Here is an 18,047-nt window from a genome sequence, read left to right as displayed (position 1 = left end):
CGGGCTGCCCGACCCAGGCCCGGCCACAACCAGGAGGTCGGCGGGTCCGACTACCGGACCCGGATGAAGACCACGTCGTAACTGCTGTTCGTGGTGCGGGACTTCACGTAGACGCCGTCGCTTCCGCCGTTGGGGTTGCTCGTGTTGCCCTCGACGGTGGTGAAGGACGCCCCGGACACCGTCCGCACGATGCCTATGTGCTCGTTGCCCCCGGTGAAGTCGCTTCCGCCGTCCCAGTCGAAGGCCACGATGTCACCCGGCTGCGGGCTGTTCGTGACCGACAGGTGGTAGTTGCCGGCCCGCGCCTGCTTGACCCAGCCCGAGACGTAGGAGTTGCGGTAGGAACTGGCTCCGGTCTGCTTGGCCACCCAGCTCACGAAGGTCGCGCACCAGGCGTAGTTGCTCGTGGACAGCGAAAGCCCCACGGATGCGCCGTAGCTGTTGGCGCGGGCGCTGCCCTCGACCGTGCCGACCTCGGCCTCGGCCACGTCGAGGATCTTTCCGTAGCCTCCACCGGGCGGAGGTGAGGACGGCGGCGTGACCGCGCCGTACAGAGCGGCCTTGGTGGCGGGTCCGACGTGGCCGTCGACCGAGAGACCCTTCTCGGCCTGGAAGTCCTTGACGGCGCTGTCGGTGAGCGCGCCGAAGTCGCCGTCGACGGCGAGATCCGCGCCATGGTGGTTGAGCAGGCTCTGCAACTCCGTGACGCAGCCGCTGCGCTGGCCCTGCACGATCTCGTTCGGGCAGGAGGCGGAGGTCAGGTTGATCGGTGCGGGCGCGCCGTTGCCCCCGCCTCCGCCGATGTTGGAGTACAGGGCTGTCTTGGTGTTGGGTCCGACCTGGCCGTCGGCGGTGAGACCACTGGCGGACTGGAACGCCTTGACGGCCGCCAGGGTCGCGGGGCCGAAGCTGCCGTCGACGTCGACGCTCTGGCCCTTGCCGTTCAGCAGCGCCTGCAGCGTGGCGACGCAACCGCCGCTCTGCCCCTCCACGATGTTCTGCGGGCAGGACGCGGACCTCAAGTCCAGGCTGGTGGAGGGTGATTCGTCGGTGTCGTACAGCGCGCGCTTGGTGTTCGTGCCGACCTGGCCGTCGGCCGTCAGACCGCGGGAGGACTGGAAGCTGCGGACGGCGCTCGCCGTGCTGGCACCGAAGTCGCCGTCCACGACGACCGCGTAGCCATGGTGGCGCAGCAGCCGCTGGAGCTCGCTGACACATCCGCCCTTGTCGCCCTGGACGACGTTCGCGGGGCACGAGGAGGACTGGAGGTTGATGGGGGCGGGCGCCGAGCCTCCGGTCGCGTACAGCTTGCTCTTGGTGGCGGGGCCCACCCGTCCGTCCACGGCGATGGCGGTGGCGGCCTGGTACTCGCGGACGGCGTAGAGGGTGCTCGCTCCGAACTGACCGTCCACCACCAGGGCGGCGCCGTGCGCGTTGAGCCGGTTCTGCAATTCGGTGACGCAGCCGCCCGCCTGGCCCTGCACGATCTCGCTCGGGCAGGACGCGGAGGTCAGTTTGATCGGGGCCGGGGCCGCCACGGCCGGACCGGCACCGAGCACGATTCCGGCCGAGACCATCGCCGCGGTAGCGGCGAACGTCCCGACGCGGATGCGCCACGTCGTTCCGGTGCGGCGCGGGTCCCGACGTCGTGGGCTCTCGTCTTCGGCGCGTAGGAGGAATGCGAGTCCGGGCATGGAGGGGAGGTGCTCCTTCGATTGCGGGCACTGCACGGGACGGCGACGGCACGCCGGTTGATGTGTGGGGAACGGGGCGCTTCTCGGCGTAGCGAGGTCACGAAGCGTGAGGTCCCGGTGCGAACAGGGGACGGGAACACGCATCCCCGGCCCGTCCTTGTCGGCGGAGGACGGGCCGGGGATGGTCATGCGGTGTTCGCTCACGGTGTGACCGGGCTGATCGGCGGCGCGAGCAGCCCGATCAGCCCGGTCGGGCATGGCGGACCGGTCAGGCGGCGAAGCGCTTGAACGCGGCCCGGGTGCCCGCGCCGGCGACACCGTCGATGGCACCCGTGTAGCCGTAGTCGTCCTTCAGCAGACGCTGCAGCGCCTTGATGGTGTTGGTGCCGGGGTCTCCGTCGATGGCCCCCGTGTAGCCCCAGTACGTCGCGAGGCAGCGCTGGAAGGCCTTCCAGCTGTTGGTGCCCAGCTGACCGTCGATGGCGCCGGTGTAGCCCCAGTAGTCGGCGAGGAACTCCTGGACGTTCTTGGCCTCGGCCGTGGTCAGACCGAAGTTCTGCGTCGCGGCGACGGCGGCGGGCTGCGCGGCCGCCGTCTGCGTGGTGGTCGCGGTCGCCGCGAAGCTGGTGCCCGCGGTCGCCACACTGCCTGCGGCGAGGCCGGCAACGGCGACGAGGCCGGCGATGGTCCTGCCCAGAGCGTTCGGTCGCATGCGTTCCTCTTTCGGTTGTGGGGTCGGCACCTGTCCCGCCAGGAGGTCAGGTGGCGAGATCAAAGGTGCACGGCGCCGGGGTGCGGAGGCCACGGCTGTGGGACAAGTGGCGGCCTTCTGGGACGATCAGCCCGCTGACCTGCGGTGACAGCGCCCGGTGGGACGGCTGTACGGGACTCCTGTGACAGATGTGGCGGGCTCATGCAGAATGCGCAGCAGCGGAGGGGGCCGCTGTTTTTCGCTCATGACCGCTTTGGGGGAAACATGCCGCGCTACAAAGCGCTGCCCGCTGAACTCGACCCTTGCGCACGTCAGTTGGTGGGGCGGTTACGCCAGCTGAAAGACCGCAGTGAGATGACCATGCGTCACCTCGCTGTCAAAACCGGCTACAGCGCCAAATCGTGGGAGAGGTACCTGGGCGGTACGTCGCTCCCACCCCGTGAGGCGGTGGAGGCGCTGGCTCGGACCACCGGCGCCGACCCCGTCCCTCTGCTCGCGTTGCACGAGGTCGCCGCCGACGTATGGGGCGGCGGCCGTGCCGGAGTCCTCACCCGGCCCGGGGTTGCGACGCGGGAGCAGACAGAGGAACGGGAAGAGGTTCACGAACGGGCACAGGAGCAGGCGCCGGGACCGGAGAACTCGGTGCACGCGACGGAGTCGCAATTCGGGCCGCCGATCCAACCGGCTGCGCTCACGACGCCACAGGCCAGCACCGGGTCGGCTCCCGGACGCATTCCCCACATGGCCCTCACCGCGGGCCTCGTCGTCCTGGTCGTGGCCCTCTCGGTGGCGCTGCTGCTCGTGCTGCGCTTCGACGAGAGCGGGACTGCGGCGCCCGTCGCCGCGTCGCCCAGCGTCAGCGCAGCCTCGTCGCCGCCTTCCTACTCGTGCCGCATCGCCCGTGTCGACGGCCGTTGGTCGGCAGGCATCAACAAGGGGCGGAACACCGAGATCTTCTACGGCTCCTCGGGTGCCGACGTCGCCGAAGCGCAGTGTCTGCTACGCCGGGCCGGCATCTCGCCCGGCGGGATCGACGGCATGTTCGGCCCGCTGACGCTACGTGCGGTCAAGAGATTCCAGCAGCGCGCCGGACTCGTCGCCGACGGCATGCTCGGTCCGCGCTCTTGGAAGGCGTTGCGCGGATGACACCGAGTTCCCCCTCACCTTCGGGGGCCCGACTGGCCGTCGTTCTGCAGGAGTTGAGGAAGCGCACAGGCTTGACCCTGGCGCAGCTCGCGAACGCGACCACCTTCAGCAAGTCGTCCTGGGAGCGTTACCTCAACGGCAAGGGCCTCCCGCCCCGCAGCGCGGTCAAGGAGCTGTGCCATCTCGCCGGAGAACCCGCCGACCGCCCGTTGGCGCTCCTGGACATCGCGCGGACGGACCGGACGCAGGACAGCGGCGCGAGGGTGACGCCGGATCGGCAGCGCACGGGCCACCGAACGGACACGCCGGCCTCGGACCTCGCGCCTGCCGACCTTGTCCGCAGCGAGACGGCCCGGGACGGCATCGGCCCGGCCCGGACGCGCCTGCCAGATGACGGCCCGAGCGAGACAGGTCTCGGCAACGTCGATCACACCCCGAGCGACCCGAGGAAGCACCGCCGCCTCACGGTCCTGACCTCGCTCGCGTCGGTCTGCGCCGTGGTCCTGGCGGCACTCGTGATCGTCCATCTCCCTGATTCGCATGCCGAGTTGGCGTCACCGGGCGGCACGCCCCCTACGGCCACGGGGGCGCTTTGCCGGCACACCGCCTGCCAGGACAAGGACCCGATCACGACGAAGTGTGCCGCCAACCCGTTGACCCTCACCGAGCACGAGACCGACACGGGCGCCTGGATCCAGATTCGCTACAGCCAGGAATGCGGGACGAGCTGGGCCCGGATGTGGGGCGCCGTCGTGGGCGACCGCGTCGAGGTCCGGGCGACGGGACGGAAGGATTCCCTGCGCGGCGTCCGGGTCAACAGCAGTGACGAGGCGGACACTTACGTCCACACCTCGATGAGCGTGGTAGTCCCTGGCACGTCCGTCCAGGCCTGTTTCGTGCCCGGCGCGGGTGGCGCGACCGAGTGCTTCAAGACGCGCACGGACAAGGCCCTCGTCGCTCCTTGAAGGCGCGGCGCTGTCTCCGGCTCAGGACAGGCTCGAGAACAGCCTTGGCCGTGCGGAACGGGATCAGTAGGACCAGCGCCAGGCGCCCGATCGGTAGCGGCACGTGATGCTGGTGCCGGAGGCGTTCGTGGTGGTCGCACCGTGGTCGATGTTCCGGCAGTACTGCCCCGCCTGGTAGCAGTTGCCGGAGTTCGAGGTGATCGAGCAGGTGCCCGTCTTGCTTGCGCTGCTCCCTCCGCCGCTGGTCGTCGATGCCGAGTCGTCACTCGTGCTGCTCGCGGGGCGTGACGTCTTGGTGACGGTCACAGTCGGACCGGGCTTCGCCTTGGCCGTCTTGGTCACGGTGACGGCGGGTTCGGGTGCTGCGGTCACCGACCGGGTGGCGGTGACGGTGGCTCTGGGTCTCGCGGCGGCGTTTGCCGTGTCCGGGTTCTCGCCGGCCGCACCGAACATGCCGCCGAGCAGCAGAAGTCCGGCGCCGGATGCCCACACACGCTTGCGCTTGCGCAGCGGTCGGGCGTCGGGGCGGTTCGGCGGAGCTGAGGGCGGTATGGGGCTGGACGGGCCGTACGGGTTGCTCATGATCCCCCCAGGGACGCGGTGATGCTGGTGACGGCGGGACCCAGGGCTCGGCATGACGCCGGGCAGTCCCGCCGTTGGCGCGGCAGCTCTCAGTGTGCTTCACGGCGTCGGACGCCACGTGCCTATCGAGAGGATGTACGCCGACGGGAGCGACTGTGGTAGGGCCCGGCGGGGCGGCCCGAGCGGTCCGGGGCTCGGTGATCGTCCTGGGGATGCGACGTCCAGGGAAGCGGCTGAGAATGTTGGGGTGAGAGGCACTCATGCGGTGGGCGCGGCCGCTGAACCGGCGCCCAGGACCCCGAACCAGACGCTGGCTCTCGCGGCCATGCTCTTCGCGGTGTCGATGACGTTCATCGATCAGACGATCGTCTCTGTCGCGGCGCCGGACATCGTGCACGAGCTGGGCTTGTCGGCGTCGGGCATGCAGTGGGTCGTGAATGCTTATCTGCTGTCGCTGGCGGCGTTCTTCGCCCTCGGCGGCCGCCTGGCGGACCTCTTCGGGCCACGCAGGGTCGTCGTCATCGGCACCTTGGTCTTCGTGATCTCGTCCGTGCTCTGCGGCTGTGTCCCCAAGGGGGACTTCGCACAGAGCTGGCTGATCATCTTCCGTGCGACGCAGGGGCTGGGAGCGGCACTCCTGTTCCCGGCGGCCCTGGCCGTGGTGGTGGCGGTCTTCCCGGTGGAGCGGCGCGGCCGGGCCCTGGCGCTGTTCTTCGGCCTGTCCGGAGCACTGACGGCCATCGGACCGCTGTTGGGCGGCTGGCTCACGTCCTGGACCTGGCGGGCGATCTTCTGGGTGAACGTGCCCGTCGCGATCGTGGCCCTCGTCCTGACGATGATGGCGCGTATCCCGGACCGACGGCGTGACGAGTCGCTGGACGGAGTCGGCGCCTTCCTCATCGCGGTCGGCATGGGGGTGAGCGTGCTCGGTTTCCAGCAGGCCGCCATCTGGGGCTGGGACAGCGCGGCGACCTGGGCCTGCATAGTGGGCGGTCTGGCGGTGCTCGTCCTGTTCTGGCGCTATGAACGGGGCAGGCGGCACCCGCTGGTCAACCTGACGGTGTTCCGTGACAAGGCGTTCACCGTGGACGCGCTGGTGCTGTTCTTCGCCATGCTGGCCTTCGTCCCGGTGTTCTTCTTCGCCTCGGTCTACGCCCAGGTCTCGCTCAGCGCCTCCCCCAACCAGGCCGCGCTCTACCTGCTGTACTTCTTCGCCGGCTTCGCGATCGCCTCACAGTGGGGCGGCCGCATGCTGGACAAGCAGGGAGCCCGGGGACCTATGAAGATCGGCACCATCGTCGGCGCCGTCGGGTTCGCCCTGTGGGCCAACAAGCTGACCGACCTGTCGATGCACGACCAGTGGCCCTACGTGGCCCTCGCCGGCGCCGGCATCGGCTTCATCCTGGCTCCCGCCTCCACCGACGCCGTCAACCGGGCCATCGGAGCCTCGTACGGTGAGGTCACCGGTATCACGCAGACCGTGCGTAACTACGCGGCGAGCGTGGGCCTGGCCGTCCTCGGCACGATCCTCACCCACCGGACGACGGAGAACGTCGTGTCGACGCTGACGTCCCGGGGAATTCCGTCGGGTACCGCGAACGGGGTCGCGAAGGACATCGCGGAGGCCGTGACGGGCAACGGCGACGACCGCCGGCCCACCGGCACCGGGCCCGCCGCCACCGCCGCGCGCGAGGCTATGCCGAGCGTCCGCATGGACTTCGCCGAGGCCAACCAATGGGTCTTCTACGGCATGGCCATCGCCCTCGGTATCGCTTTCCTCATCGCCGTGCGGCACCCCGGAGGCAAAGGGACCCCGGTCATCGCCGAGGGCGAGCGGGAGGCGGCCCTGACGAGTCCGGCGGCCCCGGCGCCCCCGTCCGAGGGCGGAAACCGGACGAGCGCCTGACACGCCCGCGAGTCGCTCTACCGGGCGTGACGCGCTACTTCTCGGCGTTGAGAAGTGCGGTCACCAGGGCTTCGAATATGGCCACGTTCTTCGGCGAGGTGATGCCCAGGTCGAGTGGGGTGTCCCTCGAGGTCTTCCTTGTCGGCCGACTGCCCGGCTTCAGGATGCCCGCTATGCGGAGCAGATCCTTGTGCTGTTCGCCCAGCTTCTCGGCGAGCCTCTTCCATGGGTCGACCGGAGCCTTGAATCTGCCTTCCGCGATCGCGGTGACGTCGCGTTCCGGCATGCCGGTGTCCTTGGCGAGCTTGGTCCGGCCGGCTGCGGTGGTGAGGTCGTAGCCCGCCCCGCGTGCCCGTCGGCTGACGTACCGTCCGAACTCGACTGCGTTCAGGGGTTGTCTGCTGCTGGTCATCCACTCGTCCTTCCACTCGGGAATGCAGCAGCATGACACCTGGACGGCCGGGCGGGTATAGCGCCTCGTCTCTGTAGTTGTGGGTGCAGTGTCCCAACGAACACGATCGCGGCGCCGTCCCGCGGTCGGCCCGCACACCGGCCGCGACGGCCATGCGAGCTGCGACAGGCGAGGCGAGCGCGGCGCCGGACGGCTGACAGGCCGGGTGAGGAAATCGCGATCGGGCGGGGCATGCGGGACCCCGTCCGGCAGTCGGGCGATGGCTTGGGCTCGACGTCCAGGTAGCGGGCGGCGCCCCTGGGGTGCCAGCCGCACATACAGGCCTGTTGCCGACGCCCCCAAAGGCGCCGTCTCGTCAGCGAGTTGCTGACTGCGGCGGGCGTACTCAGGCCGACCTGAGTACGTGCCCCGATGCCCGGCAGGACCTCGCCCGGCGAGTATCGGCGCAGCGGCGCAGCCCAGAGGCGCCCATCCGATCCAGCTGAAACAGTTACGGAGATCCTCATGTCCCGACGTATTGCTCTGTGCGTGACCGCCGGTGTCGTCGTCCTCGGTGGAGCCGGTGCCTTCGCTCTCGCCTACGCCGGGGAGCAGCCCCCGTCGCTGGCGCACAGCACGGCCAACTACACGGCTCCCGACGGTGACCGGGACGGCTCGCTGACCTTCGGCACCGACGTCAAGGCGTCCTCCGGCGTGAAGAGCGTGAAGGTGCTGGCCTGGCCGCAGGACTCGTCCTTCGCCAAGGACAAGCTGACGGTCAAGGACATGGCTTCCGCCGAGCAGGCCGTCTGCAAGCCCTCGGCAAAGGACACCGTGCACTGCGCCTACACCACCAAGGCCACCACGTCGGAGACCAAGTCGTCCCCGCGCGGCGTCTGGCACGTCGCCGTCCTGGCCACCGCGAAGGACGGCACCCAGACCTTGAACACGAAGGCGGCCGACTTCATCGTCAAGTAGACGGCGCCGCAAGCTGGTTGGGCGCGGGGTGCCGGAGAAGCGGACGACGCCGCCGGTGAGCCTCCGCCTGCTGCGCACCGTGACGTGGCCGTTTCTCGCCACGTTCGACGCCGTGGCCGGAACGTGGACGCTGGTCGGTTCGATCAGCCGTCAAGCAGGCAGATCGAAGCGGAAGGCCGCCTGGGGGCTGCCCAGTTGGAGCCAGACGTGCTCGGGTTGACGTACCAGACGTACGGCGATGCCGTCGCAGCCGGGGCAGCGGCCGGTCAGCCCGGGCTCGGTGCCGTACACGCGGAGCTCGGCCATCGGTGACACCAGACGGCACTGGGGACACCGGCGCCAGGCGGTGGTGGGTTCGAGCGCCAGGATGTCGGCGAAGGGTCCGGCGAGGCTGTTGCCGTCGCGGTAGGTGGGGACAGACATGAGGCCTCCAGGTCCGGGGGGATGTGGGGTCAGCCGAATCTCTCGGTGCGGATGTGGCCGGGCAGGTGGCCCTTGGCGACGAGCACATCACTGACGTGTTCCACGAAGGGAGTGGGACCGCAGACGAAGCACTGAGGTCCCGGGGCGAGGTCGGGCCGGGCGGGAGCCGGTAGGTCATCGGCGCGGATGCGGCCTGCCGGCCGGCCGTTGCCCGACGGCGCCTGCCGGGAGTACAGGACGTCCACGGTCAGTGGGCCGCTGCCGGAGGCCAGTTCCTTCTGGTACCAGGCCTGGTCGGGGCTGCGTACGGAGTACACGAGGTGGAACGGCGTGGTGGACTTGGCGGCCTGGTGGGCGCGGACCATGGCCATGAGGGGCACTATCCCCGAGCCGCCCGCGACGAGCAGCACGGCTGCGGCATCGCCGGGCCGCCACACGAACCAGCCGCCCAGCGGTCCGGTGATCTCCACCTGGGCGCCGAGGGGCAGGTCGTCGGCGAGGTAGGGGGAGACCTCACCGCGTGGCACCGGCTGGATGCCCAGTTCCAGCCGGTCGTCCGTGGGCGGACCGGCCAGGGAGTAGCTGCGGACGGCCTGATATCCGTCCTCGCCGGTGAGGCGGACGTCGATGTGCTGGCCCGGGAGGTGCCCGGGCCAGTTCGGCGTGTCCAGGACGAGGGTGCGGGCGGTCGCGGTCTGCGCATGCCGTGCGACCAGACGGGCCGGCCTCCAGGTGCCCGTCACGGTCAGTCGGTCCAGCCGCGTTCCTCGCGCCAGGGGTCGCCGTGGTTGTGGTAGCCGGCGGACTCCCAGAACCCGGGGTCGTCCTGCGGCATCAGGCGAATCCCCTTGACCCATTTCGCGGACTTCCACAGATAAAGGTGGGGGACCAGCAGACGGGCCGGACCTCCGTGCTCCGGTGAGAGCGGATATCCGTCGAAGGAGTGGACGAGCCAGGCCTTCCCGTCCTGCAGATCCTCGAGCGGGAGGTTGGTCGTGTATCCGCCGTAGCTCTCCACCATGGCGAAGTCCCCCAAGGTCTCGACAGCGTCCAGGAGTGCGTCGAGCGGGACTCCCTGCCAACGGGTGTCGAACTTCGACCACCGGGTGACGCAGTGGATGTCGACCGTCGGCTCTTCCTGGGGCAGGGCCATCATCTGCTCCCACGTCCAACGCACAGCCGTCCCGTCCTCGGCGGTGATCGAGAACTCCCAGCTGTCGGTCGAGACGCGAGGGGTGGGGCCGGCGGAAAGGACGGGAAAGTCCTCCGTCGGGTACTGACCGGGAGGAAGGCGCCCTTCGAAGCGGTGAGTCCGCCCGTGGAACCCTGGAGAGAACGTGTTCATGTCGCCGCCCGTCTGATGGCATCGAGCAGGGTGGTCGCCCTGGAACTCCCTGGTCCGAGGCGTGCCCGACTGCCCGGCTCGTCGGGTGGGCACCGGGCGGCGACGCATGCCTGGACTCGGTCAGGGCAGAAGATTCTGCTGAGACGATCGAACCTGGCATCAATGCTTTCCCAACCTGCCGGAACTGTCCATTTGGGCGCGAACCCGCGTCCCGGCGTCCCCGAGGGAGTGGGGAACGAGGGCGCTCGCAGGGCACGTACACGCAGGCCGGGGTGTCAATCGATGCAGGTGACCGTCACGGGCGGACCGGTGGCGCAGAGTCTGCCGGACGTCCGGCAACGGCCATTCGATGCGGGTGCAAGTGCGCCGGCCAGGGAAGAATGGTCGAAGCCTCAAGACTGACCATGCGGAGGAGCGGATACATGCAGGACGCGCGAGCAGGGCAGGTCGCCGGCCCCGGGGACCTCATCGACGTGGCCCGCCTCGTCACGGCGTACTACGCGCTGCACCCCGACCCGGCCGATCCCGGGCAGCGCGTGGCGTTCGGCACCTCGGGACACCGCGGATCCTCCCTCGGCACGGCATTCAACGAGGACCACATCGCGGCCATCAGCCAGGCCATCTGCGAGTACCGCGCCGACCAGGGCACCACCGGCCCTCTCTTCCTCGGAGCCGACACCCACGCCCTGTCCGAGCCCGCCCGGATCACGGCGCTGGAGGTGTTCGCGGCCAACGACGTGAGCGTCCTCATCGACCAGGCGGACGGATACACGCCGACCCCCGCGGTCTCGCACGCGATTCTCACCCACAACCGGAACCGGACGTCCGGCCTCGCCGACGGCGTCGTGGTCACCCCCTCGCACAACCCGCCCGCCGACGGTGGCTTCAAGTACAACCCGCCCAGCGGCGGTCCGGCCGGCTCCGAAGCGACGTCCTGGATCCAGGACCGCGCCAACGAGATCATCGCCGCCGGACTCAAGGACGTACGGCGCATCCCCTACGCCCGCGCCCTGGCCGCATCCGGCACCGGCCGCCACGACTTCCTCGGCGACTACGTGGCCGACCTACCGAACGTGCTGGACCTGGACGCGATCCGTGCCGCCGGTGTCCGGATCGGCGCCGATCCGCTGGGTGGCGCCTCGGTCGCCTACTGGGGTCGCATCGCCGAGGAGCACCGGCTCGACCTGACGGTGGTGAACCCGCTCACCGATCCCACCTGGCGCTTCATGACGCTGGACTGGGACGGCAAGATCCGCATGGACTGCTCCTCGCCGTACGCCATGGCCTCGCTCATCGAGCAGCGCGACCGGTTCGACATCGCCACCGGCAACGACGCCGACGCCGACCGGCACGGCATCGTCACACCGGACGGGGGACTGATGAACCCCAACCACTACCTCGCCGTGGCGATCGCGTACCTGTTCAAGCACCGGGAGCAGTGGCCCGCGGGCGCGGGGATCGGCAAGACCCTGGTGTCGTCCAGCATGATCGACAGGGTCGCCGCGGACGTCGGCCGACAGCTGGTGGAGGTCCCGGTCGGATTCAAGTGGTTCGTGGACGGACTGTTCGACGGGACGCTCGGATTCGGCGGCGAGGAATCGGCCGGCGCGTCCTTCCTGCGCCGTGACGGCTCGGTGTGGACCACCGACAAGGACGGCATCCTCCTGGCGCTGCTCGCGTCCGAGATCACCGCGGTCACCGGCAAGACGCCCTCGCAGCACTACGCGCAGCTCACCGAACGCTTCGGCGCCCCCGCCTACGAGCGCATCGACGCCCCGGCCTCCCGGGAGGAGAAGGCACTCCTCGCCAAGCTGTCCCCGCGCCAGGTCACCGCCGACACCCTCGCCGACGAGACGATCACGACCGTGCTCACCGAGGCCCCGGGCAACGGTGCCGCTCTCGGCGGGATCAAGGTCGTCACCGACAACGCCTGGTTCGCGGCCCGGCCTTCGGGCACCGAGGACACGTACAAGATCTACGCGGAGTCCTTCCGCGGGGCGGACCACCTGCGCCTGGTCCAGGAAGAGGCACGGTCCATGGTGCTCGCGGCTCTGGGCACCTGAGAGGTCCGCGTCGACTGAGGTAACGCGCGGGTACGCCGGTCGTGCGGTGGGAGCGGGTCCGTGCGGGAGCCCGCCCGGTGCGCCGATGCGGCAGCGGTGTACGCGATGTGAGTCACCGCTTCGACGCGCATGGGAGCTGGGCTGCTCGGACCTCACCGGGCGGGATGCCGGCCGTCCGCACAGCGATGACGACTGCGATGTCGTCGTCCAGACGGTCGGCATCCCGCCCGCTAGCGGGGAGCGGCCCAACGCCGGCTCCGCGCCGCCGGACGACTCGCCCCGCCCCGTCGGGCGCCGCGATACCGCCGAACGACGCAGGTGAACCGCCGTACCGGGCACTCTTCGCAAGAACTTCGGCGCCGCTGTCGATCCAGCCTCGTCCCGTTCGACATCCTGACGTAGGACGCATCGCCCTACGAGGAAGCGACCGATGAGGGGACACATGAATCAGCTTCTGCGCGTACAGAACTTCACCGTCTCTAGCGACGGCGTAGCCGCCGGCGAGGACCAGAGCCTGGAGCGGCCTTTCGGCCATCACATCGATCCGCGCGAGCTCTTCGCCTGGGCCGGGGCCACGGCGAGCTGGCCCAATCGGAGCGAGCCGGGAGGAAGCCGGGGCCTCGACGACTACTTCACCCGGGACTTCAGTCACAACATCGGGGCCGAGATCATGGGCCGCAACAAGTTCGGACCCCAGCGTGGCCCGTGGAGCGATCACGAGTGGCGCGGCTGGTGGGGGGACGAGCCGCCCTTCCACACACCAGTGTTCGTCCTGACCCACCACAAGCGACCCTCGTTCACCCTCTCCGACACCACGTTCCATTTCGTGGACGGCGACCCCGCCACCGTTCTCGCGCAGGCACGGGAGGCCGCCGAGGGTAAGGACGTCCGGCTCGGCGGCGGTGTGAGCACGGTCCGGGAGTTCCTCGACGCCGACCTCGTCGACACACTCCACGTAGCCGTCTCACCGCTGAAGCTGGGGCCCGGCCTGCGCCTCTGGGACTCGCCCGAGGACCTGCTGGACCGGTTCCACATGGACGTCGTCCCCAGCCCTAGCGGCATGACGCACCACCTGTTCTGGCGTAAGTGACCAGAGAGATTGCGGGGAAACCCCGGCGGGACCGCCGCGAGCGATCCGGCGCTTGAACGCGTAGTCGTGGGCGAGTGACCGAAGATCCCGGTACTCGCCCACAACCGCCGGCCGCCCACCGAGCCGCGGACCTGCCGACTGTTGTGCGTGGTCGTCGCGCGTCCTGACCGGCGCTGGTCAGCGCTCGGAGGTCGAGCGGAAGAGACGGATCGCCGAGACCAGGAAGAAGATCCCGCCCAGCACCGCGTAGCCGGCGAGCGCCGTCAGCGACGGGTCCTCCTGCGTGGCGCTCCGGAAGAACGAGGCGCCGGCCAGGACAGAGATGCCGCCGCTGAGGATCATCGGCCACTGACCGCCCATCGACCTGCGGGCGACGCCCACGAGGAGCTGGACCAGGCCGGAGACGATCGCCCACGCGCCCCACACGCGCAGTACGTCGGCGATGTCGGAGGTAGTGGCGATGGCGATGCCGACGGCGGCGATCGCGCTGACGGCCATGTTGGCGTACAGGGCCTTGACCGGCCCGGCGGCGTGCGCCGACCGGCGGTCGACGACAGCGGCCACGACGTCGAAGGCGGGATACAGGAACAGCAGCAGCTTGGCACCGGTGGAGAGATCCGACCCCAGCAACAGCAGCAACGCGGCCCATGCGGCGGCGAAGACGAAACGGATGAGGTAGAGCCTGCTGAGAGCGGGAGCGGTGCCGGTGCGCTCGGGGGAGGCGACGGATGCCATGGGGTTCTCCAATGTGTGTGCGGTGTGTACGTGCGTGGAGGGGAGCGGGTTGGCCTGACCGGGTTCGGTAAGCCGATGGCCGAGGCGCGGCTGAGCGTGCAGGCTCGCTGGAGGCCGGGGCGGTTCGATCTGAGACTTCTCCCTCGGGGATGGGCGGAAGACCGAGGGGGGTAGAACGCTCTTTCTTGTTTGCAGCCTGGCACAGTCCCGACCGCAAAACAAGAGAGAGCGTTCTACCTGCTAACCTCAGGGGTATGACGCAGACGGAAGCCGGCACCGGTAAGAGGGTGTCCGCCGCCCGAGAGAGGCTCCTGAAGACCGCGGGGCAGCTCTTCTACGCGGAGGGCATCCACACGGTGGGCGTCGACCGCCTCGTGGCCGAGGCCAAGGTCACCAACGCGACCTTCTACCGCCACTTCCCCAGCAAAGAGGACCTGGCCGTCGCCTACATCGAAAGCGTCGACCAGGTGATCCGCACGCAGATCGACTCCTTGATGGCGGCGAACCTGTCAGCCGTGGAGATCCTGCAGGGCATCGGCGCGTCCCTGGTCGAGCAGATCCGCTCGCCCGGCTATCGCGGTTGTGCCTTCCTCAACGCGGCGGCGGAATTTCCCGCGCCCGACCACCCGGTCCACCGGGCCGTCGTACAGCACCGCGACTGGTACCTGCAGACCATCACGGAACTGTTCGCACGGGCCTCGGAGGCGCCCCCCGAGCACGCCGGACGGCACTACGTCATGCTCCGCGACGGCGCGATGAGCGCCGGCTACCTCGGCGACCCCGCCCAGGCGGGAGAGACCCTGATCCGGGGCATCGAGGGGCTGTTGCGCATTCACATCGGCCGTGGACTCGACGATGGCTCCGCACCGACGCCCGCAGAGACACCCACGGCGACCGCGGCCGTCGCCGACATCGACTGCTCACCGCCGGGCGCGTAGCCGCGCGCGACGCGGCACCTGCCGGACGCCGGTGGCTTGCCGCACGCGGGACCGGGACGCGTTCAGCCTTCGGCGGCCGCGCTGTTGAGGATCTGCTCCCGCAGGATGTCGGCGTGGCCGCAGTGCTGCGCCAGTTCACGCAGTGTGTGCAGGTAGACCCAGCGCAGCGGCAGTGGGCCGCGGCGGTTTCCGAGGAGCAGGTCGTCGAGCGTCAGCTCCGCCGTCGCTCGACGGGAGGCTGCGCAGGTCTGCTGGTAAGCGTGTTGGACTGATGCGATCGTGTCGTCCTCGTGCAATTCGAACGACTCGTCGGGAGAGCCGGGGATGCCGATCTCGGCACGAGACCGGCAGGTGATCGCCTCGTCGAACCAGACCTTCTCCACGAACGTGGCGTGCTTGACCAGCCCCAGGAGGGTGGTCTTGGACGCGACCAGCGACCTGCGGGCCTGCTCCTCGGTCAGCCCGTTCAGGCAGTCGTGCAGCGCGGACCGATGCTCATCGAGAAACGCCTCGAACTGCTCACGGAACGGCGCCTGGAAGATGGTGGGTTGTACCGAAGGCTGGGAGACCATGACAGTAACGATAGTCGGCTCTCATCCCTTCCGGCACGGCAGTTGAGCACGTGGCAGGCCAACCGTTCGCCGACGTCTGCCACTTGCGGACCGTGCGTGAGGCGACCTCGCCGTGCCTGGTGCGCGCACCGCGTCGGGGCCATCCCAATGCCGTACCAGCGCGACCGCCGAAGTACGCGGAACCCGGACCGTGGTTCACCGAGCGTCGGCCGCCGCACCGGAGGTCAGCGGCCCGCCCGGAGGTAGTGGGGGAGTTGCGGCACTGCCGTCGGCGCCGGAGGCGGCGGTGAGGTCCGTGGCGAGGGCGTACAACCAGACCTCGACGTCGATCAGCAGGGACACCGCCGCCGGTGAGGCCAGCGGCAGTACGTCTGCGGGCAGGGGCGCGAGTCGGACGTGGACCCCTCCCGTCGGCAGGTCTGCCGCCTCATGAGTCGCCGACGCGAGTCTCGTGGCGGCCTCGTGCGCCCAGTGCAGGAGGGGGGAAGGCAAGCCCGCCGCACCCTGCGACGGTGGCAGCCAGTAGGAACCGACCAGGACGCGGGAGCCGTAGTTGAGGGCGGCGAGCCAGTCGGGACCGTCTTCGCCCGTATGTGACGAAGGCTCCGTGCGGTACTGCGCGTAGGCGGCTTCAGCGATACGCAGCCGGTGCACGGTCGGCCGGAGCGAGGCGGCGGCAGCCGTACGGGGGGTCGCGGGACCGACGGGTCCGGTGGCCGCCTCGGTGGTGGCACGGACGACCGGCGCGGCGGTCCGGAACAGCTCCGCGACGCTCCGCCGCATCTCGGCGCGTGCACCGGAGGGCCAGGCGAGCAGACCGCAGACGAGTCCGACCGCGCTGCCGGTCAGTACGTCGATGAGCCGGACCTCCGCCAGCCGCCAGGTCACGGGAGCGATCTGGGCGAAAGCCGTGGAGACGACGAGGGTGAACAGTCCCTGCGCCCACGCCGGTCCGCCGACGGGCCCCACGGAGAAGGCCACCAGCATCATCGGCACCAGGAGGTACTCGTACACGGCGGTGGCGTCCCCCGCGGCGAGGAGGAGCACGCCTGCGGTCGTCACGCCGATCAGTGTTCCGGCGGCGGCCGAGCGGACGGCGGCCCACGTGGCGCCCGCGGTGGTGCGTCCCAGGGTCAGGACGGTCAGCAGCACCCAGAAGCCGTGCGAGAGGTCCAGCGATCCGGCGACCAGACGGGCGAGGGCGAGGCCGATGGCCGTACGGACGGTGTTCTGGAAGACGACGGAGCGCGGGGTGAGGTTGCCCCGGACGCGGACCCACCACAGGGAGACCGGGGCGGCCCCGGCATACCAGAACTGCTCATGAGGCAGTCCGGGCGTCGACTGGCGGACGCCGGACGCCAGGGCGGCAGCGGTGCGCGCGGTCACGGTCGACACCGCGACGGTCAGCACGGTCGACTGGCGGCGCAACAGCCCGTGCAGGGAGTCTCCGGGGTTGCCCGAAGTCGTGCCGCGCTCGGTCAGGAACCCGGCGATCATCTCCTCGATCAGACCGGGGCCGACGGTGGGACGCCGGCCGCGCAGGATGCCTGCCGTGTCCGCGCAGGTACTCGCGATTCCGCGCAGGAGCGTCTCCGAGGCCAGGTCCGGCGGTACGGGCGCGAGCCGTGTCAGCGTGGCGAGTTGGTCCAGTAGACGCCGGGCCGCCGAGCCCGCCTGCGCCAGTGCGCGGTCCGTCCGCCCCGCGCCGGTCGGCCTGTTGGCGGGCGGTTGCCGCGACAGCCGAAGGTCGCGGCCGGCCGCACGCAGTCGCGCCGCCATGTGCGGATCCGTCGCCTCTCCCCGTACGAGACGGGTCGCGGCATGTCGGCCTAGGTCGAGGGCGTCGGCGATCCGCTCGCGGTACGGCGGCTGCGCCGGCTCCGCGAAGAGGAACAGTTCGCACAGGACCGTCAGGATCGTGCCGACGGCCAGTCCGGCAAGCCGCTCCGGCAGGGTGTCGGGCGCGTAGGGCGGGAAGCAGGCGAGGATGTAGAAGAGCTGCAGCCCTGGGGCGATGCCTGCGAGGCGGGGCGCGCAGGTCGCACCGAAGGTGAGCACGACGGCGACCCCGAACATGCCGACGACGGCAGACCAGGTCGCCACCGCGAGGACGGTGCCCAGCAGGACCAGCACGACGGCGGCAGCAACCGCCCGCAGCACGGTCCCGGCCCGTCGGCGCCCCGATCCGGGCAGTGGGGAGAGAAGCCCGAAGGCGATGGGGGTGAACAGGGCGTACACGGCCAGGACGGGTCGGTCCAGCAGGTGAGCCGCGGGGTAGAAGCCCGCTGCCGCGGCCACCGTGACGCGTACTGCGCGCCGGCCCGCGCCGATGGATTCGGCCGCGGACGGCAGCTTCGGCATGCGCGTCCTTCCCCGGGGCGGGGCCGTTCGGCGGTTGCTTCGTCGTGCAGGGGTCATGGGTCGTCACATCATGTCGGGACGAGCCCCCTCGATCGGCAACCGCACCGGAGTCCTGGAACGGGACCGCCCGAGCGGCCCATCCACTG

17 protein-coding genes are annotated in these 18,047 nt (G+C 70.1%); 7 read left to right on the top strand and 10 right to left on the bottom strand.

Annotation, left to right across the window (positions count from 1 at the left end; all coding sequences use genetic code 11):
* Nucleotides 1–50: 50 nt before the first annotated feature.
* On the bottom strand, nt 51–1,694 hold the full coding sequence (locus ACZ4VA_RS04900; RefSeq protein WP_468079793.1) for a peptidoglycan-binding protein: 1,644 nt from the start codon (nt 1,692–1,694) through the stop codon (nt 51–53).
* A 268-nt stretch (nt 1,695–1,962) separates the two neighbouring features.
* The gene (locus ACZ4VA_RS04895) at nt 1,963–2,406 is read right to left on the bottom strand and encodes a peptidoglycan-binding domain-containing protein (protein WP_356173648.1); all 444 of its coding nucleotides are present in this window, start codon (nt 2,404–2,406) and stop codon (nt 1,963–1,965) included.
* Nucleotides 2,407–2,607: 201 nt separating this feature from the next.
* Here ACZ4VA_RS04895 and ACZ4VA_RS04890 point away from each other — a divergent pair, with 201 nt between their 5' ends.
* Together ACZ4VA_RS04890 and ACZ4VA_RS04885 are read left to right on the top strand one after the other, a co-directional pair.
* A complete protein-coding gene (locus tag ACZ4VA_RS04890; protein ID WP_468079790.1) occupies nt 2,608–3,552 on the top strand; it encodes a peptidoglycan-binding protein in 945 nt (314 codons plus the stop codon).
* The gene (locus tag ACZ4VA_RS04885) at nt 3,549–4,517 is read left to right on the top strand and encodes a helix-turn-helix domain-containing protein (protein WP_468079788.1); all 969 of its coding nucleotides are present in this window, start codon (nt 3,549–3,551) and stop codon (nt 4,515–4,517) included. Before ACZ4VA_RS04890 ends, ACZ4VA_RS04885 begins: the two co-directional genes overlap by 4 nt.
* A gap of 63 nt (nt 4,518–4,580) precedes the next feature.
* Here ACZ4VA_RS04885 and ACZ4VA_RS04880 read toward each other — a convergent pair whose 3' ends face one another.
* The gene (locus ACZ4VA_RS04880) at nt 4,581–5,099 is read right to left on the bottom strand and encodes a hypothetical protein (RefSeq protein ID WP_356173653.1); all 519 of its coding nucleotides are present in this window, start codon (nt 5,097–5,099) and stop codon (nt 4,581–4,583) included.
* Nucleotides 5,100–5,424: 325 nt separating this feature from the next.
* Between ACZ4VA_RS04880 and ACZ4VA_RS04875 the strand changes: the two genes are divergently transcribed.
* Nucleotides 5,425–7,005: an MFS transporter gene (locus ACZ4VA_RS04875; protein WP_468080310.1), complete on the top strand. Its 1,581-nt coding sequence runs from the start codon at nt 5,425–5,427 to the stop codon at nt 7,003–7,005.
* Nucleotides 7,006–7,039: 34 nt separating this feature from the next.
* Here the strand turns inward: ACZ4VA_RS04875 and ACZ4VA_RS04870 are convergent, their stop codons facing one another.
* Nucleotides 7,040–7,417 carry a hypothetical protein gene (locus ACZ4VA_RS04870; protein WP_468079785.1) on the bottom strand — a complete coding sequence of 126 codons (378 nt, stop codon included), beginning with the start codon at nt 7,415–7,417 and terminating at the stop codon, nt 7,040–7,042.
* Nucleotides 7,418–7,921: 504 nt separating this feature from the next.
* Between ACZ4VA_RS04870 and ACZ4VA_RS04865 the strand changes: the two genes are divergently transcribed.
* Nucleotides 7,922–8,374, top strand: coding sequence for a DUF5707 domain-containing protein (locus tag ACZ4VA_RS04865; protein ID WP_468079783.1), 453 nt, complete (start codon nt 7,922–7,924; stop codon nt 8,372–8,374).
* Nucleotides 8,375–8,524: 150 nt separating this feature from the next.
* Here the strand turns inward: ACZ4VA_RS04865 and ACZ4VA_RS04860 are convergent, their stop codons facing one another.
* From ACZ4VA_RS04860 to ACZ4VA_RS04850, 3 genes are read right to left on the bottom strand one after another with little or no spacing between them, the layout of a single operon-like run.
* Nucleotides 8,525–8,797, bottom strand: a complete 273-nt coding sequence (locus ACZ4VA_RS04860) for a DUF6510 family protein (RefSeq protein WP_355791651.1) — start codon at nt 8,795–8,797, stop codon at nt 8,525–8,527.
* Nucleotides 8,798–8,826: 29 nt separating this feature from the next.
* The gene (locus ACZ4VA_RS04855) at nt 8,827–9,546 is read right to left on the bottom strand and encodes a ferredoxin reductase (protein WP_468080308.1); all 720 of its coding nucleotides are present in this window, start codon (nt 9,544–9,546) and stop codon (nt 8,827–8,829) included.
* The gene (locus tag ACZ4VA_RS04850; RefSeq protein WP_356173663.1) at nt 9,543–10,142 is read right to left on the bottom strand and encodes a sulfite oxidase-like oxidoreductase; all 600 of its coding nucleotides are present in this window, start codon (nt 10,140–10,142) and stop codon (nt 9,543–9,545) included. Before ACZ4VA_RS04850 ends, ACZ4VA_RS04855 begins: the two co-directional genes overlap by 4 nt.
* Nucleotides 10,143–10,564: 422 nt before the next feature.
* Here ACZ4VA_RS04850 and pgm point away from each other — a divergent pair, with 422 nt between their 5' ends.
* A complete protein-coding gene (gene pgm / locus ACZ4VA_RS04845) occupies nt 10,565–12,205 on the top strand; it encodes a phosphoglucomutase (alpha-D-glucose-1,6-bisphosphate-dependent) (RefSeq protein ID WP_356173666.1) in 1,641 nt (546 codons plus the stop codon).
* A 442-nt stretch (nt 12,206–12,647) separates the two neighbouring features.
* Entirely contained in the window at nt 12,648–13,295 is a 648-nt protein-coding gene (locus ACZ4VA_RS04840; protein ID WP_356173669.1) for a dihydrofolate reductase family protein, read from the top strand.
* 177 nt (nt 13,296–13,472) lie between these two features.
* Here ACZ4VA_RS04840 and ACZ4VA_RS04835 read toward each other — a convergent pair whose 3' ends face one another.
* Entirely contained in the window at nt 13,473–14,030 is a 558-nt protein-coding gene (locus tag ACZ4VA_RS04835; protein WP_356173671.1) for a hypothetical protein, read from the bottom strand.
* Between the two features lie 254 nt (nt 14,031–14,284).
* Here ACZ4VA_RS04835 and ACZ4VA_RS04830 point away from each other — a divergent pair, with 254 nt between their 5' ends.
* On the top strand, nt 14,285–14,968 hold the full coding sequence (locus ACZ4VA_RS04830; protein WP_356173674.1) for a TetR/AcrR family transcriptional regulator: 684 nt from the start codon (nt 14,285–14,287) through the stop codon (nt 14,966–14,968).
* A gap of 62 nt (nt 14,969–15,030) precedes the next feature.
* Here ACZ4VA_RS04830 and ACZ4VA_RS04825 read toward each other — a convergent pair whose 3' ends face one another.
* Entirely contained in the window at nt 15,031–15,540 is a 510-nt protein-coding gene (locus ACZ4VA_RS04825) for a DinB family protein (RefSeq protein WP_356173677.1), read from the bottom strand.
* Nucleotides 15,541–15,735: 195 nt separating this feature from the next.
* Nucleotides 15,736–17,901 carry an FUSC family protein gene (locus tag ACZ4VA_RS04820; protein WP_468079779.1) on the bottom strand — a complete coding sequence of 722 codons (2,166 nt, stop codon included), beginning with the start codon at nt 17,899–17,901 and terminating at the stop codon, nt 15,736–15,738.
* Nucleotides 17,902–18,047: the final 146 nt, after the last annotated feature.

The organism is Streptomyces sp. NPDC028308, assembly GCF_055565855.1.
This window is presented reverse-complemented; position numbering and strand designations above follow the sequence as displayed.